Here is a 26,876-nt window from a genome sequence, read left to right as displayed (position 1 = left end):
CCGCCACGCGGCCGCCCAGCACATGCGAAATCTGCAAGTGGCGCCCCAACAATCGGAACGGGGGTGGCGGAACCCGTCTTGCCAGTTTCACGTTGCCCTCCCACACTGCACCGCGCTGCACTGCACGCAGGCGGCGCATGACAAGGCGGAAAAAGACCACGATGGCCGATGCAACGCGCGAACGATGTGTTCTGGTGCTCCAGGGCGGCGGCGCGCTGGGCGCCTATCAGGCCGGAGTGTTCGAGGCACTGGCTGGCGAAGGCTATAGCCCCGATTGGGTGGCGGGCATTTCCATCGGCGCGATCAACGCCGCGCTGATTGCGGGCAACCCGCCAGAGCGGCGCGTGCGCAACTTGCGCGCGTTCTGGGAACAGGCATCGTCGCGCATCCCTTACCCTTCACCGTTCGCCGATGGCTGGGGCCGCCGCCTGTTCAACGAATGGGCCGCCGCGTCGGTTGCGCTTACCGGCATTCCCGGTTTCTTCACACCGCGCACCACGCCGCCGTGGCTGGCCCTGCCCGGCTCGCCCGATTCGATCAGCCTCTACGACACCAGCCCGCTGCGCCAGACGCTGCTCGAACTGGTGGATTTCGACCTGATCAACAGCGGCAAAGTTCGGTTCAGCGTTGGCGCGGTCAACGTGCTCAACGGCAATTTCGCCTATTTCGACAACCGCGACCGCCTGATCGAACCAGAACACGTGATGGCCAGCGGCGCCCTGCCGCCGGGCTTCCCGCCGGTGATGGTGGATGGCGAACCCTATTGGGACGGCGGCATCGTTTCCAACACGCCGCTGCAATTCGTGCTGGACGAGCGCGCGCGCGAGGCAGACCGGCACGACAGCGCCCGTGCGCAGGCCGCGCGCGATCCGGTGCTGGTGTTCCAGGTGGATCTCTTCTCCGCACGCGGGATGATGCCGCGCAGCCTGGCCGAAAGCGCGCAGCGCGAAAAGGACATCCGCTTTTCCAGCCGCACCCGGCTCAACACCGACATGCAAAAGCGGATCGAGGCGCTCGAAGCCGCCGCGGCACGGCTGGCCGAGCGCCTGCCACCCGAATTTGCCAAGGACGAAGACCTCGCCACGCTGACCGCCCACGCCCAGGATGGGCCGGTGACGATCCTGCACCTGATCAATCGCGGCGAGGATTATGAAACCCAAAGCAAGGATTACGAGTTTTCGCGCATGACGGTGAACGGCCATTGGGAAAATGGCCGCCGCGATGTGGAACGCTCGTTTGCCAGCCCGCGCTGGAAACATCGCCAGCGCCCGCAGCGCGGCATCGTCACGCTCGACCTTGCCTGACGGCAGGGCCGGCCCACCTTCTGGGGACCGACCAGACCTGGAGTTTGAAAAGATGAACCTCGACAACAAGATCGCCATCGTCACCGGGGCGGCCAGCGGCATCGGCCTGGCCATTGCCAAGCGCTATGCCCAGGCCGGCGGGCGCGTGGCGATTGCCGATCTCAAGCTGGACGCGGCGCAGGCCGCTGCCGATGGCATCAACGCCGATCATCCCGGCGCGGCGATGGCAGTGGAAATGGACGTGACCAGCGAGGATCAGGTCAACGCCGGCGTTGCCAAAGTGGTGGACGCCTGGGGCGGGGTGGACATCCTGGTGTCAAACGCGGGCATCCAGATCGTCAACCCGGTGGAAAATTTCGCCTTTGCTGACTGGAAAAAGATGCTGGCGATCCATCTCGATGGCGCCTTCCTCACCAGCAAGGCGGTGCTGCCGCACATGTATGCCAAGGGCAGCGGCGCGATCCTGTTCATGGGTTCGGTCCATTCCAAGGAAGCCTCTCCGCTCAAGAGCGCCTATGTCACGGCCAAGCACGGGCTTGAGGGCCTGGCCCGCACGATCGCCAAGGAAGGCGGCAAGAAGGGCGTGCGCACCAACCTGATTTGCCCCGGCTTTGTCCGCACCCCCCTGGTGGACAAGCAGATTCCCGAACAGGCCAAGGAACTGGGGATCAGCGAGGACGAGGTGATCAAGAAGGTCATGCTCGGCCAGACCGTGGACGGCGAATTCACCACGGTGGACGATATTGCCGAAGTGGCGCTGTTCTTTGCCGCCTTCCCGACGAATGCCCTCACCGGCCAGTCGCTGGTGGCCAGCCACGGCTGGTTCATGAACTGAGCGCGGGCGCGGGGGGCGAAAATCCCCCGCGCGCCTTGCGATATGGCCCCCTGCCTGTTAGGCGCGCCCCGTCCTTGCCCTGTCCGGGCATTGTCGCGTCTTTCAGTTGAGGAGTGCCCGCCCATGTCCGAGATCAAGCGTGTCGTCCTGGCCTATTCGGGCGGGCTCGATACCTCCGTCATCCTCAAGTGGCTGCAGGTGGAATACGGCTGCGAAGTCGTGACCTTCACCGCCGACCTGGGCCAGGGCGAGGAACTGGAACCGGCCCGCGCCAAGGCCGAACTGATGGGCGTGAAGCCCGAGCACATCTATATCGACGACCTGCGCGAGGAATTCGTGCGCGATTTCGTCTTCCCGATGATGCGCGCCAATGCCCGCTATGAAGGCGATTACCTGCTCGGCACATCGATCGCGCGGCCGCTGATTTCCAAGCGCCTGATCGAGATCGCCCGCGAAACCGGCGCCGACGCCGTGGCCCATGGCGCCACCGGCAAGGGCAACGACCAGGTGCGGTTCGAGCTTTCGGCCTATGCGCTGGAGCCGGGCATCAAGGTGATCGCCCCCTGGCGCGAATGGGACCTGACCAGCCGCACCGCGCTGATCGCCTGGGCCGAAGCGCACCAGATCCCCGTGCCCAAGGACAAGCGCGGCGAAAGCCCGTTCTCGACCGACGCCAACCTGCTGCACACTTCGTCCGAAGGCAAAGTGCTGGAAGACCCGTGGCAGGAAGTGCCCGACTATGTCTTCTCGCGCACGGTCAACCCGGAAGACGCGCCGGACGTGCCCAAATATATCACGATCGATTTCGCCAAGGGCGATGGCGTGGCGCTCAATGGCGAGGCGATGAGCCCGGCCACTCTGCTTACCGCGCTCAACGAGCTGGGCCGCAAGCATGGCATCGGCCGCCTCGATCTGGTGGAAAACCGCTTCGTCGGCATGAAGAGCCGCGGCATGTATGAAACCCCGGGAGGCACGATCTATGCGGTGGCGCATCGCGGCATCGAATCGATCACGCTCGATCGCGGCGCGGCACACCTCAAGGACGAGCTGATGCCCAAGTATGCCGAGCTGATCTACAACGGCTTCTGGTTCTCGCCCGAGCGCGAAATGCTCCAGGCCGCGATCGACCACAGCCAGGCCAAGGTCAACGGCACCGTGCGGTTGAAGCTCTACAAGGGCCTCGCCTCGGTGGTCGGCCGCCAGTCGCCCGACAGCCTCTATTCCGAACGCCACGTGACGTTCGAAGACGATGCCGGCGCCTATGACCAGAAGGACGCGGCAGGCTTCATCAAGCTCAACGCCCTGCGTTTGCGCCTGCTGGCCCAGCAGGGGCGCTGATCTCCCTTCGAGGCTGCTTATGGCCTCCACCACCCCCAACCCCCTCCTCTGAAGAGGAGGGGGCTTTTTTGTGCCTGCGCAATACCCCCCTCCCCTTCAGTGGAGGGGCATTTTCTGCATACTCTCCCTCCTCTTCAGCGGAGGGGGTCGGGGGGTGGTGCGAAACCTTGCACAACACCGCAAACTCGCCTCGTCCCGCCCGTCAAACCATCCGCAAAATTCCCTCTTGCGCGACTCGAAAGACAGGCGCAGCATCCGGAAATCGACAGGATGAAGTGCCGCCAATCAGCAGGCGCAAGCCCCTGATTTGCAAAGCTCTTTACCTGAAGAGCAAGCCTTTTGCCAAACGGAACACCATGCATTCCGCTCGTGCCTTCACGGCATGGTGAGGGGGATATGTGGCGCCCGCGAGGGGGCTTGCGGCAATGGTTTTTGTGCGCAGCAATTTCGCACATGCCCGTGTCGAAACACGCGGCCAGGAATTGTGCCCACGGCGCCATTTGCCGGTGCCTTTGCCCCGGTGGGGTCCGTCCCGTGCGTTCATGATCGGCGCGCGTGGGAGCGGTGCTTCGGTGTAAAGGCCACGCCCGTGATGCTGCGCACCGTGCGGTGTTGCGGAAAAGGGTTCTGGCCTCGCCCTTCCCCGGGCGAGCGAATGCGGACTGCGCACGAGAGCTTTGACGCCGCCTGACCAGCCGGGCGCCGCCAACGGCCCAGGGGCTTTGATGTCCTGAACGGCCCTCGCCCGCAACCGTTGGTCAGCGCCCGCTTCCCCAAGACCGGCTTGGCCGGTCACAGGCGTTCGTGAGGGCCGGCAGCAATGCCGGCCCTCGTTTTATGCGCGGCGTCTGGGGCAGACTTTGCCTGCGCCGGGGCCTGCCCCTTCGTGCAGGGCCACGCTGGCAACATGGCATTTGCTTCCTGCAGAATTATCGTTAGTTTAACTAACGAATAAAAAGCCAGCAGGATGCCACGGACCATGACCATTGCCGTTCCCACCGCCGCCGACCTTTCGGCCGATATCGCGCGCGTCTTTGCCTTGCAGCAGGCCCACCAGTGGGAGGCGAAGGCCTCCAGCGCGGCGGAGCGCAAGGACAAGCTGGCCCGCATGAAAGCCGCGGTCGAAGCCCATGCCGATGCCATCGTGGCCGCCGTGCAGGAAGACACGCGCAAGCCGGTGGGCGAAATCCGCGTGACCGAAGTGCTCAACGTTACCGGCAACATCCAGCGCAACATCGACAATCTCGAAACCTGGATGCAGCCGACGGAAGTCGCCACCTCGCTCAACCCGGCGGATCGCGCGCAGATCCGCTATGAAGCGCGCGGCGTGTGCCTGGTGCTGGGGCCGTGGAATTTCCCGCTGGGCCTGGCGCTGGGCCCGGTGGCCGCCGCGATTGCCGCCGGCAACACCTGCATCGTCAAGCTGACCGACCTGTGCCCGGCCACAGCACGCGTTGCCGCCAAGATCATCCGCGAAGCCTTCGATGAAAAGGACGTGGCCCTGTTCGAAGGCGACGTTTCGGTGGCAACCGCGCTGCTCGACCTGCCGTTCAACCACATCTTCTTCACCGGCAGCCCGCGCGTGGGCAAGATCGTGATGGCCGCCGCCGCCCGCCACCTTACCAGCGTGACGCTGGAACTAGGCGGCAAGTCTCCGGTGATCATCGATGCCGGCGCGGATATCGCGCCGATCGCCGCTGCCCTGGCCGCAGCCAAGCAGTTCAACGGCGGCCAGGCCTGCATCAGCCCGGACTATGTCTTCGTGCCCGAAGACGCCAAGGCCGCGCTGGTCGATGGATTCCGCGCCCGCGTGCAGGCCAATCTCTATGACGAAGCCGGCCAGTTGAAGAAGGACGGCATTGCCCAGATCGTCAACAAAGCCAATTTCGACCGGGTCAAGGCGATGTTCGACGATGCCGTGGCCAAGGGCGCCACGGTGGCCGTGGGCGGCCAGTTCGACGCCGATGACCTGACGATCCACCCCACCATGCTCACCGACGTGACGCCGCAGATGGCGATCCTGCAGGACGAGATCTTTGCCCCGGTCATCCCGGTGATGACCTATGACACGCTCGACCAGGCGATCGGCTATATCGAGGCGCGCGACAAGCCGCTGGCGCTCTATGTGTTCAGCAAGGACGACGCGACGGTCGAGAAGGTCCTTGCCCGCACCTCTTCGGGCGGGGTCACGGTCAACGGCGTGTTCTCGCACTATCTGGAAAACAACCTGCCGTTCGGCGGCGTGAACACCAGCGGCATGGGCAGCTATCACGGCTACTTCGGCTTCAAGTGCTTCAGCCACGAACGCGCGATCTACCTGCACCAGTGATGCCGGCAACCGGGCGCGCCCACCCGCGCGCCCACACCGCACCGGGTCTCGTTTCCTTGGACAGCCTGCCCGCCGTGCACTACCGCCCGCGCCATGGCCGAAAAGTTCGAACGTCATCGCCAGCCCTGGACTCCTGCGGAAATCCAGAAGCTTCACACCCTTGCCAAGAAAGGCATGGGCCTGAAATCCATCGCCAAGGCCCTCACCCGTACCGAGGAATCGGTGAAAGATCGCGCCAAGGCAGACGGACTGAGCATCGCCAAACTGCGCTGACCCGCTACGCCCCAAGTACGGCAAGCCGTTGACAAGCATCGCAAGAATGAGTCCAATCGGCAACATCCGGGCAAAGCCTGCCCCTGTCGCAAGGAATGCATCGATGCTGTCACGTGCTGCCCGCGTTGTTCTGGCCCTGGGTGCCATTGTGCTGGGCATGGGCCAGGCCGCTGCATCGCCCCAGCCCGATCCGGGCAAGAAGGCCTGCGTTCAGGAAGCGCGGCGGCTGTGCCCAGCAGAGATGAAATCGTTGAGCCGCAAGAAGGTGGAAGCCTGCATGATCACCAAGATCGAGCAGACGTCACCGGTGTGCCACGCCGCCATGCTGCGCATCAAGGCCGAGCGCGAGGCGGCGGCTAGGCACTGACTTTGGCATTGCCGTAAAGCGCGCGGTTTTCTGCCCCGATCCGCACCGTCAGCATCGCCGCGTTCAGAACGGTGAACAGCAACGCCACCCAGACGAGGCCGAATGTGAGCGGCAGCACCGCGATTTCGGCGGTCACCACCATATAGTTGGGATGGCGCACAAAGCGGAATGGCCCCCGCTTCACCAGCGGCGCTTCGGGCGTGACGATGATCCGCGTGGTCCAGCGCGGCCCCAGCGTGGCCAGCACCCACACCCGCAGCAATTGCAGCACGGCGAACACCGCCAGCAATGGGAGCGAAATCGGTCGATCGCCCACGGTGAACCACAGCACGGCCAGCCAGGCACTGTGCATCGCCACCATCACCGGATAGTGCGACGCGCCCACTTCGCGCGCGCCGGCGGCCAGCAGCCGAGCGGTGTTGCGCCGGGCGATCACCAGTTCGCTCAACCGCTGCAGCGTGACAAAGGCCATGATGGCATAGGCCGCGTTCATGCCGCGCACCGCAGCGTGAGCGACGACGCGGTAAAGCCCGGCCCCAGCGCGTTCATCACGCTGAGCGGCGGCAGCCCTTCCCGGCGATAGCGGTCCAGCACGAACAGCACCGTGGGCGCAGACATATTGCCATGATCACGCAAGACCTCTCGCTCCTTGACCAGCGCCCCCTGGTTGAGCGCCAGGGCCTGCTCCAGCGCATCGACCACCTTGGCCCCGCCGGGATGGCAGATGAACCGATCCACATCTTCGATCTTCAGCCCTTGCGGCGCCAGCATTTCCTGCATCGCCTGGCGCATTTCTTGCCGGGCGAAGGCGGGAATGGCGCGGTTGAGCACGACGCCAAGCCCGGTCGGCTCGGCCTGCCAGCCCATGATGTCGAGCGTGTCGCGCCATGTCTTTTCCGCGCTCGCCGTGATCTGCACGAAACCGCCCTCGCCGCTGCGCAGCACGCAGGCCGCCGCGCCATCGCCAAACAGCGCGGTGGAGACGATATCGGCCTTGTCGGCGCGGTTAGTGCGCAAGGCCAGGCTGCACAGCTCGACGGTAACGAACAGCACATGCGAACCCGGCGTGGCCCGTGCCAGCTTGCTTGCCAGGCCAAGGCCGGTGGTGCCACCGGCGCAGCCCAGGCCGAACACCGGCACGCGCGCCACGTCGTTGCGGAACGGCAGCCGCGCCATGGCCCGCGCTTCCAGGCTGGGCGTGGCAATGCCGGTGGAAGACACGGTGACGATCGTATCCACCTGCTCGGCGCGCAGATCGGCTTGCGCCAGCGCCTGCTCGGCCGCCGCCACCCACAGATCGAGCGCGACGGAGAGATAGACTTCGCTCCGTTCGGCAAAGCTGCGCTCGCTGCGATACCATTGCACCGGCATGGCCAGTTGGCGGGTGTGGACGCCGGCGTTGGTATAGACGGCGGCCAATCGCTCGAAGTCGGCAAAATGCCCGCCGATCAGTTCCCGCGCGGTGGCGATCGCTTCGGCCTGGGGCAGGATATTGGCGGGGGTTTGGGTGCAAAGCGAGAGAATCGAAACGGGGTGCATCACGGATGTCGCCTGAAAGACCGGCGAACCGGCAGCAAATGTCCCAGCCCCGAAACGAATTTGTCGAGAGCGAGTTCCTTAGCCTGCGTTATGATGGGCGCGGGCTCGCACAGGAGAATCGATGGCTGGACGCATGGTTGGCACTGACGCCCCGAGCCTAAGCGAACATGACGGCGCAAGCTATCGCGAATGGATCGGCTTCATCCTGATGTGCCTGGGCATGTTCATGGCCATCCTCGATATCCAGATCGTCGCCACGTCGCTGCCCGCCATCCAGGCGGCCCTCGGCATCGCGCCCGATCAGATGGTGTGGGTGCAGACGGCCTATCTCACCGCGGAAATCGTGGCGATCCCGCTCACCGGCTTTCTCACCGCGCGGCTGGGCATGCGCTGGCTGTTCGTGGCGGCCGCCTGCCTGTTCACGCTGGCATCGGCGGGCTGCGCGGCCAGCAGCGGCTTTGGCCAGTTGATCGCATGGCGGGTGGTTCAGGGCTTTGCCGGGGGAACCCTGATCCCGGCGGTGTTTGCGGCGGTGTTCCTGCTGTTTCCCCCGCGCAGCCAGGGGTTGGCGACCACGATTGCCGGCGTTGCGGCGGTGCTGGCGCCCACCGTGGGGCCGATCGTGGGCGGGTGGATCACCCAATCCTATTCCTGGCACTGGTTGTTTCGCGTCAACATCCTGCCCGGCGTGATCGCGAGCCTGGGCGTGCTGATCTTTCTGCGCGGGCAATCGACGGGCCGGCAGGCGGGCCGCCGGGTCGATCTGCTGGCGCTGGTCCTGCTCGCCGCCGGGCTGGTGGCGTTGCAGCTTGGCCTGAAAGACGCGCCCACGCTCGGTTGGGCCAGCCCGCGCGTGCTGGGGCTGCTGGCCGGGGCGGCCGTGTGCGCCGCCTGCTTCGTGTGGCGCACGTTGCTGTCCTCCGCCCCGCTGGTGGAGTTGCGCTGCTTTGCCGATCGCAATTTCACCATCGGCTGCCTGCTCAGCTTCGTGCTGGGCTTCGGGCTGTTCGGCTCGACTTATCTGATGCCGTTCTTCCTGGGCCTGGTGCGCGAGCATGGGCCGCTGCAGATCGGCGAGATCATGCTGGTGACCGGCTGCACCCAACTGCTGGTGGCGCCCATCGCCGTCTATGCCGAACGCCGGATGGACCCGCGCCTGCTGACCGGCTTCGGCTTCGTGCTGTTCGCCATCGGCCTGCTGCTCAGCACCGGCCAGACCGAACAGACCGACTTTCGCGCGATGATCCTGCCGCAGATCGTGCGCGGCGCCGCGATCATGTTCTGCCTCCTGCCGCCCACCCGCATGGCACTGGGCCGCCTGCCCGATACCCTGGTGGCGGACGGCAGCGGCCTGTTCAACATGATGCGCAACCTGGGCGGCGCCGTGGGCCTCGCCCTGATCGACACCACGATCTTTTCCCGCGCCGCGAGCGCCGGCACCCACATCGCCGACCAACTCCGCGCCGGCGACGTGGCCACCGCCGTCCGCATCGGCATCCCCCGCGACGCCTTCCTGGAACAACGCGGCCACCCCCTCGACGACTTCACCACCGAGATGGTGCGGCCCCTGGTGGAAAAGGCCGCGCTCGTTCCGGCGGTGAATGCGGCGTGGCTGTTGTGCGGCGTGCTGGTGGCGCTGGCGGTGATGGCGCTGTGGTTTGTCCGCCGCGAGGCGCGGCCTCAAGACTGACGGCAACGCATTTGCCGTAACGCCAAGCTCCGCTGACTAACAACTCCTCCCCGAATCGGGGAGGGGGACCACCGCGAAGCGGTGGTGGAGGGGCGGCGCGGTGGAAGGCGGGCGTACTGTGGCGGAGTTTTTTGCTTCAGGCTGTCACCACCATTATTGATTTGATCTAAGATTATTTTCGACACCTAGCATTACATCATCAACTGCGATAATCCGGAAACCATAATCTGCGACAGCCACATCATTAGATGTGCGATGAAGGCATTTAAATCGGAGGTAAGCGGCGCGGCCCATATCTGCGCGCACAAAGTTTCCTGCTACTTGCCGACTGACTGTACGATTATAAGTTACGACAATTGCGTCGAACCCTTTAGACTTCGCTAGTACCGCTGCAGCATATAGAGCAGCCTCTTCGATTGACGCTGTTGATGCGGCAAAGTCAACAAAGTAGATTCCGAACTCATCGCCTTTCCCAGTGTCAAAGATGGTAAAGCCGCTGCCGAGTGCGAAGGCTCCCTTCGTGGTCGGGCGGTATCTTACACGGATGATCGACGTTTCAACATTTGGTAGAAGGTTATACTCGGCAGGAACATTTAAATGGCTTGACACCAAATCGACGTTCTTTAGGGCAGTCTCGTTCGCCTCAATTATTGCCAACAGTGTGGGATCGCTCCCGCTGCTACCCGTTTTGGAGGAGTAATGCAGCAAGTCGGACAGTACGATTTTCACCTGCGGTGGCGCTACTTTAATTTTCGTAATCAGCTGATCAGGAGTGATTGAGAAGTCTGCAATACCTCTTCTCAATTCAATAATTTTCCGCCATGCCGCAATCTTCTCCAAGCTGCCCTGACGTGCCATTGAAAGCGCATTGGAGTTAGAATCTTGGCGGGAGGCCGACGATGCCTGAGGCCGATTTAGCGACTGTTCAAAAATCTCCAATTCGGTTTGCCCCTCGGCGCAACGTGCCAAGGCACATAAAGCATAAGCACGCATGCCAACACGTTCTGCATTGCCCAATAACCTCCCCGCCTCTGCATCTGCCGGATCGTAGTAGCCTTGGAACTTAGGCAAAGGTTCGGGAGCCGGTCCTGCACCCATGGCATTGGCGGTCTGAAAATCACCCAACTGCAGGGCCATCGCCATCCCGACAACATTGACTTCGGGGTTCAACACGGCCGCCTCTCTCAACAATTTGAGGCGCTGCGCGGTGTTGGAATATGTGAAGCGTCCACGAAGGGTTTGCATTCCAACACTGCTTGCCCACGGTCGTGTAAGCCGCGCCTGGTCAAGTTCGACATCCGCATCTTCTTTTTTTCCTGCTAATGACAGCGCGATGCCTTTCAGAATCCTATTGCCCAAGCCGATCCCTTGCGCGAACTGCTTTGCTGGGTATGTGGATCCAATACGATCCGAGGCCTCTAAAGTGACCAAGGCCTCGTCAATACGACCACTACCCAAGAGGTGGGCCGCCTTTGCCTGTAATAGATTGGCATGTCTTTGCACGTAAGTCATTTTGAGGCGCGGATCCGCCAAAGCGGAATCGCACGCGGCAACACCTTGCTCATTCAATGAGCGAACCTCAGCTCTAGGTTCGGACCATGATACAGTCTGGCCGCGTTCAGGATCGGTTGCCAGCTGGTCATCATTGGGCCCAGGCTTCCTCAAGCCATCACAAGAAAAAAATACGTCCGAAGCGCAGGCTTGACTTGAATATGCGTTATTACCTACCACGAAGATTGCAGCCGCAAACCAGTACTTCATGCTCTATGTCCAGACTTTCCCCTAGGTTCAGGAAACATAAACACGCACGATAGTGCCCGCAATCCAAAAACTTTGCTGTTGAAATTAGCAATTACGATGATGGTGTGAATGGCGCCCCCACGGGGCAAGTGATTCGCATTGAGCGGATCACCTGAATCGGCCTAACGGTCGAAGGTCCACCCAAAGGTAACACCGTCCATGAGCAAAGTAGCAGTCGATCTGTCGTCTGTCACGGTTGCCGGCCTCGATTTGGCCAAGCATATGCTCCAGGTCCATTGCCTTGACGCAGCTGGCCAAGAGATCCTCAAGCGGCGCGAGGCACTTGAAGCTCCGGGGGCAGGGGAAGTGCCGGGGACAGCATACTTATCTCTTCTCCGACGGCCATGATTTTGGAACAGGGTCAAAAAAATTCGACGCTGTTCCGAAATACTAAGTAATGCACAAGATTGTACTCGCCGTCATAAAGGATCTCTGAATGCCTGCGTACCTTCAAAATGCAAATCATGCCTTCAGCGTCATTGATCCAAAAGAATACTACGATGACCATCTTGACGAGCGATACAATTACATTTCAAAATGCCATTTACGGATTATTTTCGGAACGCCTCATCTGGAAATTGCAACAATCATAGAATCCGCAGTTCACGAACTGGTGGTGTATCGGCTCACCGATAGTGGTGATCTCGATTGCATTTTCTGGAATGTAGGCACGAATTTCAACCGGATGTGGCAGAACTTTGTGAAATACCGCGCTATTGTCTTGTCGCTCACTGGTGCGATGGGATATGAGGATTGGAAGATCGTGCCTATTTTCACCACGCCCAGCAGATGTCTCTTTGCCATCGGCTTCAACTTTCACAATGCCGATGAAGAAAGCTTTGTGAATGGGCTGCGCTTGGTCGAATACAAGAAATAGCAGACTTCGGCGGCCTTCCCCTCCACCACGCTTCGCGTGCCCCCCCTCCCCGCGGAGCGGGGAGGATCGAGCAGCCTTCACCGCTTCAGCAGCGGCGCCAGATAGTGCCCCGTGAAGCTCGCTTTGGTCTTGGCCACTTGCTCCGGGGTGCCCACGGCGACCACTTCGCCGCCGCGCACGCCGCCTTCGGGGCCCATGTCGATGATCCAGTCGGCGGTCTTGATCACATCCAGGTTGTGTTCGATCACCACCACGCTGTTGCCCTGGTCCACCAGGCGGTGGAGCACTTCCAGGAGCTTGCGCACGTCTTCGAAGTGCAGGCCGGTGGTGGGTTCGTCAAGGATATAGAGCGTCTTGCCGGTGGAGCGGCGGGCCAGTTCCTTGGCCAGTTTCACGCGCTGGGCTTCGCCGCCCGATAGGGTGGTGGCCTGCTGGCCCACTTTCACATAGCCCAGCCCCACTTCGTGGAGCATGGCCATGCGCTCGCGGATCGGGGGCACGGCCTTGAAGAATTCCACCGCGTCTTCGATCGTCATGTCGAGCACGTCGGCGATGGAGTGGCCCTTGAATTTCACTTCCAGCGTTTCGCGGTTGTAGCGCTTGCCGCCGCATTCCTCGCACGTCACATAAACGTCAGGGAGGAAGTGCATTTCAATCTTGATCAGGCCATCGCCCTGGCAGGCTTCGCAGCGCCCGCCCTTGACGTTGAAGCTGAACCGGCCGGGCTTGTAGCCGCGCGCCTGGGCTTCAGGCAGGCCGGCGAACCAGTCGCGGATCAGGGTGAACGAGCCGGTGTAGGTGGCCGGGTTCGAGCGCGGGGTGCGGCCGATGGGCGACTGGTCGATCTCGATCACCTTGTCGCAGTGTTCGAGGCCCAGAATCGCGTCATGGGCGCCCGCGACCACGCGCGCGCCGTTGAGCATGCGCGCGGCGCCGGCCTGGAGCGTGTCGATGGTCAGGCTCGACTTGCCCGAACCGGACACGCCGGTGACGCAGCAGAACGTACCGAGCGGAATCTTGGCCGTCACGTTCTTGAGGTTGTTGGCCCGCGCGCCTTCGACCACGATCGACAGGCCATTGCCCTTGCGGCGCTTCTTGGGCACTTCGATGCGGCGCGCGCCGGTCAGGTATTGGCCGGTCAGACTGTCTTCGCTGGACAGGATATCGTCCAGCGTGCCCTGCGCCACGATTTCGCCGCCATGCACGCCCGCGCCCGGCCCGAGATCGACGATATAATCGGCGGTGCGGATCGCGTCTTCGTCGTGCTCCACCACGATGACCGTGTTGCCGAGGTCACGCAGGCGCTTCAAGGTTTCGAGCAGGCGGTCGTTGTCGCGCTGGTGCAGGCCGATGGAGGGTTCATCGAGCACATAGAGCACGCCCGAAAGGCCCGAGCCGATCTGGCTGGCCAGGCGAATGCGCTGCGATTCCCCGCCCGACAGCGTGCCCGAGGTGCGATCGAGATTGAGGTAATCGAGGCCGACATTGTTGAGGAAGCCAAGCCGCTCGTTGATTTCCTTGAGGATGGCCTTGGCGATCTGGCTCTGCTGGCTGGTCAGCTTGCCGTCGAGCGTGGCGAACCATTCCAGCGCATCGCTGACCGACAGGTGCGTGGCGGTGGAAATGTCGCTACCGGCCACTTTCACGCTCAACGCCTCGGGCTTCAACCGCGCGCCGTTGCAGGTTTCGCAGGGCTGGGCGGTCTGGAACTTGCCCAGTTCCTCGCGCATCCAGGCGCTTTCGGTCTGCAGCATGCGCCGGTTGAGATTGCCGATCACGCCTTCGAACGCCTTGGAGACCGTGTAGCTCTTCTTGCCGTCGATGAAGGTGAGCGGCACGGCCTTGCCGGCGGTGCCGTGGAGGATCACGATCTTCACTTCGCCCGGCAGCTTGTCCCATGGCGTGTCCAGGCTGAACCCGAAATGCCCGGCCAGGCTGGCGAGCACCTGCATGTAATAGGGGCTGGGCGGGTTGGACTTGGCCCAGGGCACGATGGCGCCCTGCTTGAGGCTGAGATGCTCGTTGGGCACCACCAGTTGCGGATCGAACAGCAGCTTTTCGCCCAGGCCATCGCAGGCCGGGCAGGCCCCCTGGGGCGCGTTGAACGAGAACAGGCGCGGTTCGAGCGCGTCGAGCGTGAAGCCCGAGACGGGGCACGCGAACTTTTCGGACAGGACGATGCGGTTGTCGGGCAGGCCCGCGCCTTTCAACTGGCCCTTGGCGGCGCCCTTCTTGGCCTTTTCCGGCGGCGCCTCGCCATTCAGTTCCGCCACGGTGGTGTCGGCCAGGTCGATATAGACCAGGCCATCGGCCAGCTTGAGCGCCTGCTCGAAACTGTCGGCCAGGCGCGTCTGGATGCCGTCCTTCACCGCGATGCGGTCGACCACCACTTCGATGTCGTGCTTGTACTTCTTGTCGAGCGCGGGGGCGTCTTCGATGGCAAACATCTCGCCATCGATGCGCACGCGGGTGTAGCCCGCCTTCTGCCACTCGGCCAGTTCCTTGCGGTATTCACCCTTGCGGCCGCGCACCACGGGGGCGAGCAGATAGGCGCGCGTGCCTTCGGGCAGGGCCATCACGCGGTCGACCATCTGGCTGACGGTCTGCGCGCTGATCGGCAGGCCGGTGGCCGGCGAATAGGGAATGCCCACCCGCGCCCACAGCAGGCGCATGTAGTCGTAGATTTCGGTGACCGTCGCCACGGTGGAGCGCGGGTTGCGGCTGGTGGTCTTCTGCTCGATGGAAATGGCGGGCGAAAGGCCGTCGATGTGCTCCACATCGGGCTTCTGCATCATTTCCAGGAACTGGCGCGCATAAGCCGAAAGCGATTCGACATAGCGCCGCTGCCCCTCGGCATAGATCGTGTCGAACGCCAGGCTGGACTTGCCCGAGCCCGAAAGGCCGGTGATCACCACCAGGCTGTCGCGCGGCAGATCGACATCGATGCCCTTCAGGTTGTGCTCGCGCGCGCCGCGCACGGAAAGGGTGGTCAATGCGCTACGCGCACGAGTGGATGCGGTCGACATGAAGGGCGGTGTTCCAGATTTGTTCGATTCACGCAAGCCTGTCGCAGCGCAGCAATAGCCGCGCAAGATGGCTGCGTGGGCAAGGACGATTGATCTGGAATGTGGGAAGCCGGTCAGCCGATCGCAAGCGCGCGGCTGCGCCCGTCTCCCACCCAGCGCGCCTTGACCCCCCACACGCTGGCCAGCACCTCTTCGGCCAGGGCCACGTGCGGCGGGCCATTGGCCGCCACGGTGCCGCGATCGAGCACGATGACGTGATCGGCATGGTTCATCGCCAGCGCTAGATCATGCACCACCACCACCACGCCCACGCCCTGGCCGGCCAGGCGGCGAAAATGGGCAAGCAGCGCCTGCTGGTGCGCCAGGTCGAGCGCGGCCAGCGGCTCATCCGCCAAGACCCAGCGCGGCTGCCCGGCCAGCACGCGGGCGAGCAGGGCGCGGGCGCGCTCACCGCCCGAAAGCGTGCCCACCTCGCGCCCTGCCAAGGCATTGAGATCGAGTGCGTCGAGTGCGGCCATGGTGGCCGCGGCGTCCACCTTGGCCGGGGTGCGGTGCGGCAGGCGGCCCAGCCGCACCAGCGTTTCCACGGTCACGTTCCATGCCACTTCGCCGGCCTGGGGCAGATAGCCGATCGCCATGGCCCGCTCGCGCCCGGTCAATTCGCCCAGGCGATGCTGGCCCAGGCACACGCGGCCCGCGTCAGGCTCTACCAGTCCGGCCAGGGCGGATAGCAGGGTGGACTTGCCCGCGCCGTTCGGCCCGCAGATCACCGTCAGGCGCCCGGGCGCAAGGCCTGCGCGCACTTCGCGCAGGCGGCCCACCACGGTTACGGCTTCGGCAACAAGTTCCATGCGCGCCCCTTTCAGGCGAGACCACGCCGCAGGCGCAGCAGGAGGTGCAGGAAGAACGGCGCGCCCAGCAGGCTGAGCGCGATGCCCAGGCGCAGTTCCCCGCCCGCCAGCGGCAGGCAGCGGCACAGCGCATCGGCGACCAGCAACAGCAGGGCACCGGCCAGCGCGCTGGGCAGCAGCAGGCTGGACGGGCGGCGATCGGTGAACGGGCGGACAATGTGCGGCACCATCAGCCCGACAAAGCCGATGACCCCGGCGGCCGAAACCCCGGCGCCCACCACCAGCCCGACGCCCAGCACCATCATCCAGCGCAAGGCCGCGGGATCGAGCCCCATCGACCGCGCGGCCAGTTCGCCCAGCGTCAACGCATCGAGCGAGGGCCCTGCCCGCCACAGCACGGCAAGGCCCAGCGCGGTGAGCGGCGCGGCCAGCGCGACATCGTGCCAACTGCGGTCGGTGAGCGCGCCCATCAGCCAGGTCACGATCTCGGTCAGGGCAAAGGGATTGGGCGCCAGGCTGATCGCCAGGCTGGTGAGCGCGCCGGCAAGGCTGGAAAGCATCATCCCCGCCAGGGTGAACAGCGCCACCCCGCCGGCCAGGCCGGTGCGTGGCCCCGAAGCGATCAGGGCGAGCAGGACCATGCCGCCCGCCGCGCCTGCCAGGGCCATGGCCGGTAGCGCGAAAGGCTGCACCGCAAAGCCCATGAACAACGACAATACAGCGCCCAATGCAGCCAGCGGCGCCACCCCGAACAGGCCGGGATCGGCCAGCGGATTGCGCAAGTATCCCTGCATCGCCGCGCCTGACGCGCCCAGCCCGGCGCCCACCACGACCGCCAGCACCGCGCGCGGCAGGCGCAGTTGCGCCAGGATCACCGTGGCATTGGCACTGTATGGGGCCCCGGCCGGATCGAACGGATTGATCCACACCTGCCCCGCCATCAGGCACAGCGGAAACAGCAGCAGGAGCAGCGTGGCCAGCACCACGGGCAGAGCGGCTCGGTTCATTGCGGCCTACCCAAAGCTTTGTCCAACGCAGGGCCTTCCAGTTCGCGGCGCACCGCCACCAGCCGATCGAGCAGGCGCGGAATCGTGGGGCCACCGCAATAGATGAGATTGGGCGCGATCGGGGCGCGCGCGGTGTGCGTCAACGCAGCGAGCGCGGGGTGGAACAGCAGCCGATCTTCGTCCGGGCCGGTACCTGGCACGATCGTGCCCGGTGCCGGGCCCACCGCCAGGATCACGCGCGGCGGATCGGCCAGCATGCGTTCCAGCGGCAGGCGTTCGGATTGGCCCAGCCCGCGCTGCGCGCTGAAATTGGCAAAACCCGCCTGGCTCATCAGGTCAGAGACCAGCGTGTGCTGGCCCGGCACCAGCCCGCCCGGCTCCCACAACACGGCCGGAATGGGAACATGGCCGGGCGGCGGCGCAGCCTCTGCCACGGCGCGATCGATCTGCGCCAGCAGTGCCGCACCGCGCTCTGGATGGCCGGCCCAGGCGGCCAGGCTGCGGACCTGCGCGCGCGCCGCAGCCAGCGAATCGGCAATGCCCACCGTTTCCACGCGCAGCCCCATGCTGCGCAGCGCCGCCAGCGTGGCCGGATCGGCATAAGTGCTGGTCACCACCAGGTCGGGATGAAGCGCAACCACGCTTTCCACGGCGCCATCGGTGGAGGGAAAGCGGCGCGCCTCGGCCACGTCCATCGAGGTTTGCGCAGGATCGCGGCTGTAGAAGGACAGCGCCAGAATCTGCGCACGGTCGGCCACTTGCGCCAGCACCGCGTCGCTGCATGGGTTGAGCGAGACGATACGCGGCAGGGCACCTGCGCCATGCGCCGCCTCATCGGCCGGGGCAACCCGCGCGCATCCCACCAGAGCCAGGACCAGCAATGCAGGCAGGCGGCGGCAAGACAAGCGGGGCAGCACACGGCCGATCACGTCAAGGTCATTCCTTTCGCTGGTGCCGCGGCGCGCGATCAGTAGCGCAAGCGCACCCCGCCAAACACCGAACGACCCAGCGCGCCATAGCCCGCTGCCGTCACCAGCGGCCGATCGAACACGTTTTCCACCCGGCCGAACAGTTCGGCCTGATGAAGGATCGGCAGGCTGGCGCGCAGCGTGGTGACGCTACCGCCCGACAGCTTGATCGAATTGGCCGCGTTGTCAAAGGTTTCGGATTGAAAACGGATATCCGCGGCCAGGGCCAGGCCGGCCCAGGGCGTGGCCCAGTCCAGCGAGGTGGTCAGCGCGTGGCGCGGACGGCGCGCCAGGTCCTTGCCGAACGTGGCCGCGCCAGGGGTGCGATCGGTCGCTTCGGTATAGGCATAGGCGATCTGCCCCTTGACCCCTGGGCTGAGCGTGGCGTCCACTTCCAGTTCGGCGCCCTGCGCGCGCGCCTTGCCCACGTTGTCATACACGCCATAGGCATGGCCGGTGCACAGCGCGCTTTCCACCATGTAGCACGAGACGTAGGTGATGAGGTTGCGCGTATCGCGGCGGAACAGCGTGAGCCCGGCGTGGAACGTGCCGTCGACGCTGGTATAGGCCAAGCCGGCATCATAGCTGCGGCTGCGTTCGGGATTGAGATTGGCGTTGCCGTAATCGGGCGAAAGCAGCTGGTAAAGCGTGGGCGCGCGGAAGCCTTCGCCATAGCTGGCGTTGAACCGCAGGCCGCGCAGCACTTCCACGGTGCCGTTGGCCCCCAGGCTCACGTTGCTGCCGAACTGGCTCTGTTCGTCATAGCGCACGCCGCCGGCAAGGCTGGCCTTGGCACCATACCAGCCGAGCATGGCATGGCCGCTGGTCAGGTGCGAGCGCTGTTGCGCGTCAAAAGTGCTGTCGAACCGGGTCCATTCGCGATCCGCGCCGAAATCGAGCGCGAAATCGGCCGGCAGCGCATAGCGGCCGTTGAGTTCCACCCGCTCGCTGCGGCCGTTGTAACCGTATTCGAACGTGTCGTCCGCTCCGCCGGTATAATAGCGGCGGCGCGTGTCCGACAGGGCATAGCCGGCGTCCAGCGTGAGGGCGCCGCCCGCGTAATGCACCCCGGCACGGCCGAAGAACTGCCGGGTGGTGGTATATTCGGGGGTATCGCCGAAATTGAAATCGGCGTCATAGCCATCGATCTGGGTCTTGCCATCGGCATAGCGGGCGCTGGCCACCAGCGAAAGCGTGTCGGTCAGGTTGACGCGGCCCTTGCCGCCCACGCGCCACTGGTCATAGCCATCGCGTTCCGTGCCATTGGCCGCGGCCGAGACGCCATCGGTGGTGGCATAGCCGCCGCCCAGCGAGAAGGCATAGCGATCGCGCTTCACCCCGGCGACCGCCTCGGCATCATAGCTGCCGCGCGAGCCGGCTTCGGCCGAAGCTTCTGCGCCGTCGATCTCGCGCGTGGTCACCGCGATCACCCCGCCGATGGCCGAACTGCCCCAGATGACCGAGTTGGAGCCGCGCAGCACTTCGATCCTTTCGATGCCGCCGCTGGTCAGCGTGCCGAAATCGAACCCGCCCGAAGGCGCGGACGGGTCTTCCACCCGCACGCCATCGACCAGGACAAGGGTGTGCTGCCCTTCTCCGCCCCGCAGGCGCACGGCGGTTTGCGCGCCAAGCCCGCCGGTGCGCGAATAGGTCAGCCCCGGCACGCGTTCGAGCACGCGGGTGATATCGACACCCTGCACCGCCTCGATCGTTTGCAGCGGCACGACGCTGATCGCCTGGCCGGTCTGGTCGAGCGACAGGGCGCTGCCGGTGGCCAGGACGGTGATTTCTGCGCCATCGGATGGTGCAGCTTCCTCGGCATGGGCAGGCATGGCCAGCACGAGCGTGGCGGCCAGCGCAAACAGCGAAGTCTTCATGGTCTTTTCCTCCCGGCCCATGGACAGTCTTGCCGTCCATGGCGCGAGGGTCCGCCGGGCCCCGGGCGGAAACTCGTCACGCTTGCGCCCGGTACACCCCGCCCGGCCGCGGAACGACCACACACCGGCAGGTTTCCTGGCTCATCCGAAGTCATCGCGACACGCCGGCCTTCCCAGCCCGCGTGGGGGCCAGTGGCGCACAAAGGGCGTGGCGCTCGTCCGGAAACAGTTGCGGGGGCAGCGCCGGCTTTCGTTCCGGCTTCCCTCTTAGCCCGCTTGCGCGGGCACCGGTGGCGTCTGCCGCGGCCGATAGCGCCCCCTGTACCATGGGGCAAGCCCGCGGCAGAATTTAACCAAGCGGTAGCGGGGTGTGCCTTATCGGGACGAAGCCATTTACCCCCGTGCATGGTTGCCGCGCAGCGACTAACGCACCATTGCAAGATCAGGCCCCTGCCCGCCCTTATGCCAGACCCGATTCCCTTCACCGGCGCCACGCCCACCCTGCCACCCGAAGCGCTGATGCCGCCGCCGGGGCCGGAAGAGCGCGCGATGCTGGCGCAGCGGCGGCAGGCCGATGGCGCGTTGCTTCAGGCGCTGACCCTGGCCCCGGTCCGGCCACGCGATTTTGCCGCACGCATCCGCCGGCGCGACATGACATCGTGGCGGCACCAGCACCGCGCAGGCTCGCGCCTGGCAGAGCGCGCTGCCGGCATTGCCGCGGTCGGCGCGCTCGGCCTGGTGCTGGGCGCGGTGGGTTGGGGATCGCCGGGGATCGATGCCGCGGCCGCACACGATCGCAACGGCCTGCAACCATTCGAGCGCGCGGGCGAAAGTTTCCCCGGCTCGGCATTCTATTACGTTTCGGCCCAGGACAGCGGCCTGCTGGCCCCGCAGGACGCCGCGCGCGCCTGGGACCGGCAGGTGGCCGCGATCCATGGCGACACCGACGACGCGCCCACGCTTGCGGCCTGGGCGCGCAATCCCGCGGCGCGGCCGCTGTTTGCCTCGGGCAGCGGCGAAGACCGCTGGCGCGCGCTGCAATGCCTGACCACCGCGATCTATTACGAAGCCGCTTCGGAACCCGATGCCGGCCAGCGCGCGGTGGCGCAAGTCGTGCTCAACCGCGTGGCCCATCCCGCTTTTCCCAAGACCGTGTGCGGCGTGGTCTACCAGGGATCGGAACGGCCCGGCTGCCAGTTCAGCTTCGCGTGCGACGGCGCCATGGCGCGCCGCCCGGTGCAGCAGTTCTGGGACCGCGCGCGGCGCGTGGCCGCCGATGCCCTGGCCGGCAATGTCTTTGCCCCGGTTGGCCTCGCCACGCATTACCATACCAGCGCGGTGCATCCGCTGTGGGCAGACAAGCTTGCCTTCATCGGCACGATCGGGGCGCATCGCTTCTATCGTTGGGCCGGCACGGCCGGCCTGCCGGCTGCTTTCACCGGCACGTATCGCGGTGCAGAGCCGCTCGCCGCCCCGCATCCGCGCAGCTGGGTGCCCGTCGCGGCGGATCTGGCCGATCCGCTGACGCTGGAAAAAGCGTTCGAGGATGGCCGCATGGCCGCACTGGAGCGCACGACCGCCGGGCCGGGCGGGACGCCCCTGGGACAACCGGCAGGCACGGGCCTGCGTGCGGTCGATTCGCCCTTGCGCGGCACGGCACCGGCCGGCCCCGCGCTGTCGGGCACGCCCCTGCCCGGCGCGCCGAGCGGGCAACTGCGCCCCGAAGCGAGCGAGGCTTATGAAAACGCGGGCAAGTGGATTGCCCAGCCGCACGGCTGAACCCACGCGCCGCTGCGGCACGGCCACGCCGGGCCACTTCATTTCCACCGCCATGGCAGCATCAACGGGTCGTTTACCGTCTCGTCTCATCCCCTGTTAGCGCGCACCCCCTTAGAAGGACGGCAGAGCTGCTGCGGATTTCAGCCCGCTTGCCGCTTTCAACAAGGAAAAAGCCGAATTTACGCGAAATTTCGGTGTCGCAACGAACAATGGAGACCATCTGCGCATGCTGCGTTTCGCCCCTCGCTATGGCATGATCTCGCCCTGTCTCCGCCGGCCCGCCGGCCGGCCGGCCCATGCGGCCAACGACAATCCCGGCTGGGCCAGCCTGCGCCAGGCCAATGGCACCGCACACGCTTCGCCGGGCCGGATGATGGCCGCGCGCGTGGCTGACAATCTTGCCGACGATGCCCTCCTGGCCCAGGCGCTGCGCCTGTTTGCCAGCCACGGCCACGCCGCCGCCGGGCAGGCTGCCGCAGCAGCCAAGGGTGCCGCCGTGGCGGGCGATCACGATGGCGCCGCCTGGTGGGCGCAAGTGTGCCATACGCTCGATCGCCGCAAGGGCCACGCCCTGGAACGGGAACTGGCCGGCCTGGCGTGAATTGCCCTGAAAGCCGGCCACCCGGTGCCGTTCTGGCGGGCGGGCACTGGCCTGCCCGTCGCATTCGTATGAACGGCCGATTTACGGTTTAATGCTATTGCGAACTCTTATCAAAGAAACCCGCAAATGCGGGGTTTTTTGCGGTTGCAATCCCTGCCGGGCAGGCCTACGTGCCCCTCCACTTGTCGGCAACCCTTCCCGTCTCGCGGGCGCGGGGGGACCTCCATCCGGGGGCTTGAGTCGGCAACGCTTGAACGCTTGTCCCGCGACGTCTCCGGGAAAGGACCGTAAAGCACATGGCACGCAAGAAGATCGCGCTGATCGGCGCGGGTAACATCGGTGGCACTCTGGCGCATCTGGCCGCGCAGAAGGAACTGGGCGACATCGTCCTGTTCGACGTGGTGGAAGGCGTTCCCCAGGGCAAGGCTCTCGATCTCTCGCAGTGCGGCCCCGTCGAAGGTTTCGACGCCAAGATCATCGGCACCAACGATTACAAGGACATCGCAGGCGCGGACGTCATCATCGTGACGGCCGGCGTGGCGCGTAAGCCCGGCATGAGCCGCGATGACCTGCTCGGCATCAACCTCAAGGTGATGAAGGCCGTTGGCGAAGGCATCCGCGACAACGCGCCCGACGCCTTCGTGATCTGCATCACCAACCCGCTCGACGCGATGGTCTGGGCGCTGCGCGAATTCTCCGGCCTGCCGCACAACAAGGTGGTGGGCATGGCCGGCGTGCTCGACTCGGCCCGCTTCAGCACCTTCCTGGCCTGGGAATTCGGCGTTTCGGTGCGCGACGTGAACTCGTTCGTGCTCGGCGGCCACGGCGACACCATGGTTCCGGTTGTGGAATATTCCACCGTTGCCGGCATCCCCGTCACCGACCTGGTCAAGATGGGCGCTTCCACCCAGGACAAGATCGACGCGATCGTGCAGCGCACCCGTTCGGGCGGCGGCGAGATCGTCGGCCTGCTCAAGACCGGTTCGGCGTTCTATGCCCCGGCCGCCTCGGGCATCGCCATGGCCGAAGCCTACCTGTCGGACCAGAAGCGCGTCCTGCCCTGCGCCGCCTATGTCGATGGCGCCTATGGCGTTGACGGCCTCTATGTCGGCGTGCCGGTGGTGATCGGTGCAGGCGGCGTGGAAAAGGTCATCGAAATCAACCTCGATGATGCCGCCAAGGCCAACCTGCAGGTTTCGGTCGACGCGGTGAAGGAACTTCTGGTGGCGTGCAAGGGTATCGATCCTTCGCTTGCCTGATTGAATGCCTGGCCCGCGGCTTGCCTTTCGGGGCGGCCACGGGCCTTGCACCGCATGTTATCGGCCAGGGCCGCCACGGTGGCGCTGGCAATACCCTTAAGGCCCTCTTCGGAGGGCGTTGACCGAACGCCATTAAGGATACCTGGCCCATCCACGCGCACCGCGCCGCAGATTGGCTGCCGATCCAAGCGATGGCGTCGGGCAACCGATGACAGTCACAGACAGGCCGCCTTGGGTTTCGCGGTCTGCCTCATGCCTCTTTCCGAAGCCCCTCCCCTCCCCGGGGGCAAAGGAGTGAACTGACGATGGGACAAGAAGTGCACGAGTTCGAAGTCGATCCTTCACAGGATGCGCCGCAGCAGGGTCCATCCTGGCAATCGAAGCGCTGGCCGATTACCGACGCGCTGGCCGGCGATGATCTGACCCGTGCGCTCGATCCCATGGCGCTCAAGGTCGAAGTGGCCAAGGCTGCCAAGAAGGCCGGTGCCGCGCTCGACGAAGCGGCGCTGGAACAGGCCGCCAACGACAGCCTGCGCGTGATGCTGCTGGTGCGCACCTATCGCGTGCGCGGCCACCTTGCGGCCAACCTCGATCCGCTCGGCCTGTCCAAGCAGGACCTGCCGGCCGACCTCAGCCCCGAATACCACGGCTTCACGGCCAAGGACATGGATCGCAAGATCTACCTGGGCGGCACGCTGGGCCTGCAATGGGGCACCGTGCCCGAAGTGGTCGAGATCCTGCGTCGCAACTATTGCGGCAAGATCGGCCTGGAATACATGCACATCTCCGACGTGGAGGAGCGCAAGTTCCTGCAGGACCGCATCGAGGGCGGCGACAAGTCGATCGACTTCACGCCCGAAGGCAAGAAGGCGATCCTTTCCGCCGTGGTGCGCGGGGAACAGTACGAAAAGTTCCTCGGCAAGAAGTATGTCGGCACCAAGCGCTTCGGCCTTGACGGTGGCGAGTCGATGATCCCTGCGCTCGAAGCGGTGATCAAGTACGGCGGCCAGCGCGGCGTGAAGGAAATCATCTACGGCATGGCCCACCGCGGCCGCCTCAACATCCTCGCCAACGTGATGGCCAAGCCCTATCGCGTGATCTTCCACGAATTCTCGGGCGGCAGCGCCAATCCCGAAGACGTGGGCGGCTCGGGCGACGTGAAGTATCACCTGGGCACCAGCACCGACCGCGAGTTCGACGGCACCAAGGTGCACATGAGCCTGCTGCCCAACCCGTCGCACCTGGAAACGGTGGACCCCATCGTGCTGGGCAAGACCCTGGCGCAGCAGCAGTTCCGCGACGACGTGGGCCATGGCAAGCACAAGCAGGTCCTGCCGGTGCTGATCCACGGCGACGCGGCCTTTGCCGGCCAGGGCATCGTGTGGGAATGCTTCGGCTTTTCCGGCGTGGAGGGCTACAACACCGGCGGTTGCATCCACTTCATCATCAACAACCAGATCGGCTTCACCACCAGCCCGCAGTTCTCGCGCGGCTCGCCCTATCCCTCGGACGTGGCCAAGGGCGTCCAGGCGCCGATTATCCACGTCAACGGCGATGACCCCGAAGCGGTGACCTTTGCCTGCAAGCTGGCGATCGACTATCGCCAGCAGTTCGGCCGCGACATCGTGCTCGACATGTGGTGCTACCGCCGCTTTGGCCACAACGAAGGCGACGAGCCCTCGTTCACCCAGCCGCTGATGTACGCCCAGATCCGCAAGCACCCCGCGGTCTCGTCGCTCTATGCCGATCGCCTGGTGGGCGAAGGCGTGATCGACAAGAACTGGAAGGGCGAAGCCGAAGACCGCTTCACCGCCACGCTGGAAAGCGAGTTCGAAGCCGCCAAGAGCTACAAGGCCAACGAAGCCGACTGGTTCGGCGGCCGCTGGGCAGGCCTCAACAAGCCGGCAGACCCGGTCACCGCGCGCCGCAACGTGGCCACGGGCATCGAGCAGAAGCTGTTCGACAGTCTGGGCCGCACGCTGACCACGGTTCCCGAAAGCCTCACCGTCCACAAGACCTTGGGCCGCGTGCTCGATGCCAAGCGCGAGATGTTCGCGTCGGGCAACGGGTTCGATTGGGCCACGGCCGAAGCGCTCGCCTATGGCAGCCTCGTCACCGAAGGCTACAACGTGCGCCTTTCGGGCCAGGACTGTGGGCGCGGCACATTCAGCCAGCGCCATGCCGTGTGGGTGGACCAGACCGACGAGCACAAGTACGTGCCGCTCGCCACGCTGCCCCATGGCCGCTTCGAAGTGCTCGACAGCCCGCTATCGGAATATGGCGTGCTCGGCTTCGAATACGGCTATGCCAGCGCCGATCCCAAGACGCTGGTGCTGTGGGAAGCGCAGTTCGGTGACTTTGCCAACGGCGCGCAGATCGTGATCGACCAGTACGTGGCCGCTGCCGAAGCCAAGTGGCTGCGCGCCAACGGCCTCGTCATGCTGCTGCCGCACGGCTATGAAGGCCAGGGTCCGGAACACTCCTCCGCCCGTCTCGAGCGCTATCTCCAGCTCTGCGCCGAAGACAACCTGCAGGTGTGCAACATCACCAGCCCGGCCAACTACTTCCACGTGCTGCGCCGGCAGATGCACCGCTCGTTCCGCAAGCCGCTGATCATCATGACGCCCAAGTCGCTGCTGCGCCACCCGCTGGCCAAGTCGACCGCGGCCGATTTCATCGGCGAGGCACAGTTCAAGCGCATCCTGTCCGATCCTTCGGCACCCGACGACAAGGACACCCGCCGCGTCGTGCTGTGCTCGGGCAAGGTGGCCTATGACCTGATCGAGGCGCGCGATGCTGCCGGCATCACCGACACCCAGATCATCCGGATCGAGCAGCTCTATCCCTTCCCGGGTGAGCCGCTGGCCCTGCGTCTTTCGCGCATGGCCAATCTGGAAGACGTGGTATGGTGCCAGGAAGAGCCGAAGAACAACGGTTCGTGGTTCTTTGCCGAGCCGCTGATCGAGGAATCGCTCAAGGCCGCCAAGGGCAAGGTTGCCCGCGCCCGCTATGCCGGCCGCGCCGCCTCTGCTTCGCCCGCCACGGGCCTGGCCAAGCGCCACAATGCCGAGCAGGCCGCCCTGGTGGCCGATGCGCTGGCCCTGTCGGTGCGCGAGGAAATCCGCCGCAAGAAGAAGGCCTGACCCGGCCGTTTCG

General features: G+C 65.0%; 20 protein-coding genes and 1 riboswitch. Of the genes, 12 read left to right on the top strand and 8 right to left on the bottom strand.

Annotated features, from left to right (window positions below; translation table 11 throughout):
* Positions 1-161: 161 nt before the first annotated feature.
* From FHT19_RS03160 to FHT19_RS03135, 6 genes are all read left to right on the top strand, one after another.
* Positions 162-1,304, top strand: coding sequence for a patatin-like phospholipase family protein (locus tag FHT19_RS03160; protein WP_169473928.1), 1,143 nt, complete (start codon positions 162-164; stop codon positions 1,302-1,304).
* A gap of 52 nt (positions 1,305-1,356) precedes the next feature.
* Complete coding sequence (locus FHT19_RS03155; protein WP_168554332.1) at positions 1,357-2,139, top strand: 3-hydroxybutyrate dehydrogenase; 783 nt, start codon at positions 1,357-1,359, stop codon at positions 2,137-2,139.
* A gap of 123 nt (positions 2,140-2,262) precedes the next feature.
* Positions 2,263-3,477 (top strand): argininosuccinate synthase, encoded by a 1,215-nt coding sequence (locus FHT19_RS03150; RefSeq protein ID WP_169473927.1) that lies wholly within the window; start codon positions 2,263-2,265, stop codon positions 3,475-3,477.
* Positions 3,478-4,456: 979 nt separating this feature from the next.
* Positions 4,457-5,806, top strand: coding sequence for an aldehyde dehydrogenase family protein (locus FHT19_RS03145; RefSeq protein ID WP_169473926.1), 1,350 nt, complete (start codon positions 4,457-4,459; stop codon positions 5,804-5,806).
* A 93-nt stretch (positions 5,807-5,899) separates the two neighbouring features.
* Positions 5,900-6,079, top strand: coding sequence for an SANT/Myb-like DNA-binding domain-containing protein (locus FHT19_RS03140; protein WP_169473925.1), 180 nt, complete (start codon positions 5,900-5,902; stop codon positions 6,077-6,079).
* A gap of 103 nt (positions 6,080-6,182) precedes the next feature.
* On the top strand, positions 6,183-6,446 hold the full coding sequence (locus tag FHT19_RS03135) for a hypothetical protein (protein WP_169473923.1): 264 nt from the start codon (positions 6,183-6,185) through the stop codon (positions 6,444-6,446).
* Here the strand turns inward: FHT19_RS03135 and FHT19_RS03130 are convergent.
* Together FHT19_RS03130 and FHT19_RS03125 are read right to left on the bottom strand one after the other, a co-directional pair.
* Positions 6,436-6,939 (bottom strand): isoprenylcysteine carboxylmethyltransferase family protein, encoded by a 504-nt coding sequence (locus FHT19_RS03130; RefSeq protein WP_168554328.1) that lies wholly within the window; start codon positions 6,937-6,939, stop codon positions 6,436-6,438. The two genes, FHT19_RS03135 and FHT19_RS03130, sit on opposite strands and share 11 nt — an antisense overlap.
* Positions 6,936-7,985 (bottom strand): 3-oxoacyl-[acyl-carrier-protein] synthase III C-terminal domain-containing protein, encoded by a 1,050-nt coding sequence (locus tag FHT19_RS03125; RefSeq protein ID WP_169474899.1) that lies wholly within the window; start codon positions 7,983-7,985, stop codon positions 6,936-6,938. The genes FHT19_RS03130 and FHT19_RS03125 overlap by 4 nt, the downstream gene beginning before the upstream one ends.
* A gap of 133 nt (positions 7,986-8,118) precedes the next feature.
* Here FHT19_RS03125 and FHT19_RS03120 point away from each other — a divergent pair, with 133 nt between their 5' ends.
* On the top strand, positions 8,119-9,675 hold the full coding sequence (locus FHT19_RS03120) for a DHA2 family efflux MFS transporter permease subunit (protein WP_169473921.1): 1,557 nt from the start codon (positions 8,119-8,121) through the stop codon (positions 9,673-9,675).
* Positions 9,676-9,828: 153 nt separating this feature from the next.
* Here FHT19_RS03120 and FHT19_RS03115 read toward each other — a convergent pair whose 3' ends face one another.
* Positions 9,829-11,436, bottom strand: a complete 1,608-nt coding sequence (locus tag FHT19_RS03115; RefSeq protein WP_169473919.1) for a hypothetical protein — start codon at positions 11,434-11,436, stop codon at positions 9,829-9,831.
* Between the two features lie 475 nt (positions 11,437-11,911).
* Here FHT19_RS03115 and FHT19_RS03110 point away from each other — a divergent pair, with 475 nt between their 5' ends.
* Complete coding sequence (locus tag FHT19_RS03110; protein WP_169473917.1) at positions 11,912-12,352, top strand: hypothetical protein; 441 nt, start codon at positions 11,912-11,914, stop codon at positions 12,350-12,352.
* A gap of 77 nt (positions 12,353-12,429) precedes the next feature.
* Here FHT19_RS03110 and uvrA read toward each other — a convergent pair whose 3' ends face one another.
* The 5 genes from uvrA to FHT19_RS03085 form a co-directional block, all read right to left on the bottom strand.
* Entirely contained in the window at positions 12,430-15,378 is a 2,949-nt protein-coding gene (uvrA, locus tag FHT19_RS03105) for an excinuclease ABC subunit UvrA (RefSeq protein ID WP_169473914.1), read from the bottom strand.
* A 113-nt stretch (positions 15,379-15,491) separates the two neighbouring features.
* On the bottom strand, positions 15,492-16,229 hold the full coding sequence (locus FHT19_RS03100; protein WP_169473912.1) for an ABC transporter ATP-binding protein: 738 nt from the start codon (positions 16,227-16,229) through the stop codon (positions 15,492-15,494).
* Positions 16,230-16,240: 11 nt separating this feature from the next.
* A complete protein-coding gene (locus FHT19_RS03095; protein WP_168554323.1) occupies positions 16,241-17,236 on the bottom strand; it encodes an iron ABC transporter permease in 996 nt (331 codons plus the stop codon).
* Positions 17,233-18,165 carry an ABC transporter substrate-binding protein gene (locus FHT19_RS03090; protein ID WP_248290246.1) on the bottom strand — a complete coding sequence of 311 codons (933 nt, stop codon included), beginning with the start codon at positions 18,163-18,165 and terminating at the stop codon, positions 17,233-17,235. The genes FHT19_RS03095 and FHT19_RS03090 overlap by 4 nt, the downstream gene beginning before the upstream one ends.
* Positions 18,166-18,203: 38 nt before the next feature.
* The gene (locus FHT19_RS03085) at positions 18,204-20,081 is read right to left on the bottom strand and encodes a TonB-dependent receptor (RefSeq protein ID WP_169473910.1); all 1,878 of its coding nucleotides are present in this window, start codon (positions 20,079-20,081) and stop codon (positions 18,204-18,206) included.
* 108 nt (positions 20,082-20,189) lie between these two features.
* A riboswitch (cobalamin riboswitch) is annotated at positions 20,190-20,388 on the bottom strand.
* Between the two features lie 155 nt (positions 20,389-20,543).
* Here FHT19_RS03085 and FHT19_RS03080 point away from each other — a divergent pair.
* From FHT19_RS03080 to FHT19_RS03065, 4 genes are all read left to right on the top strand, one after another.
* Complete coding sequence (locus FHT19_RS03080; protein WP_248290245.1) at positions 20,544-21,860, top strand: cell wall hydrolase; 1,317 nt, start codon at positions 20,544-20,546, stop codon at positions 21,858-21,860.
* Between the two features lie 226 nt (positions 21,861-22,086).
* A complete protein-coding gene (locus FHT19_RS03075; RefSeq protein WP_168554320.1) occupies positions 22,087-22,461 on the top strand; it encodes a hypothetical protein in 375 nt (124 codons plus the stop codon).
* Between the two features lie 296 nt (positions 22,462-22,757).
* Positions 22,758-23,720: a malate dehydrogenase gene (gene mdh, locus FHT19_RS03070; RefSeq protein ID WP_168554319.1), complete on the top strand. Its 963-nt coding sequence runs from the start codon at positions 22,758-22,760 to the stop codon at positions 23,718-23,720.
* Between the two features lie 305 nt (positions 23,721-24,025).
* Entirely contained in the window at positions 24,026-26,863 is a 2,838-nt protein-coding gene (locus tag FHT19_RS03065) for a 2-oxoglutarate dehydrogenase E1 component (protein WP_169473909.1), read from the top strand.
* Positions 26,864-26,876: the final 13 nt, after the last annotated feature.

The organism is Novosphingobium sp. SG919, assembly GCF_012932495.1.
Taxonomy (GTDB): Bacteria; Pseudomonadota; Alphaproteobacteria; order Sphingomonadales; family Sphingomonadaceae; genus Novosphingobium; species Novosphingobium rhizosphaerae.
This window is presented reverse-complemented; position numbering and strand designations above follow the sequence as displayed.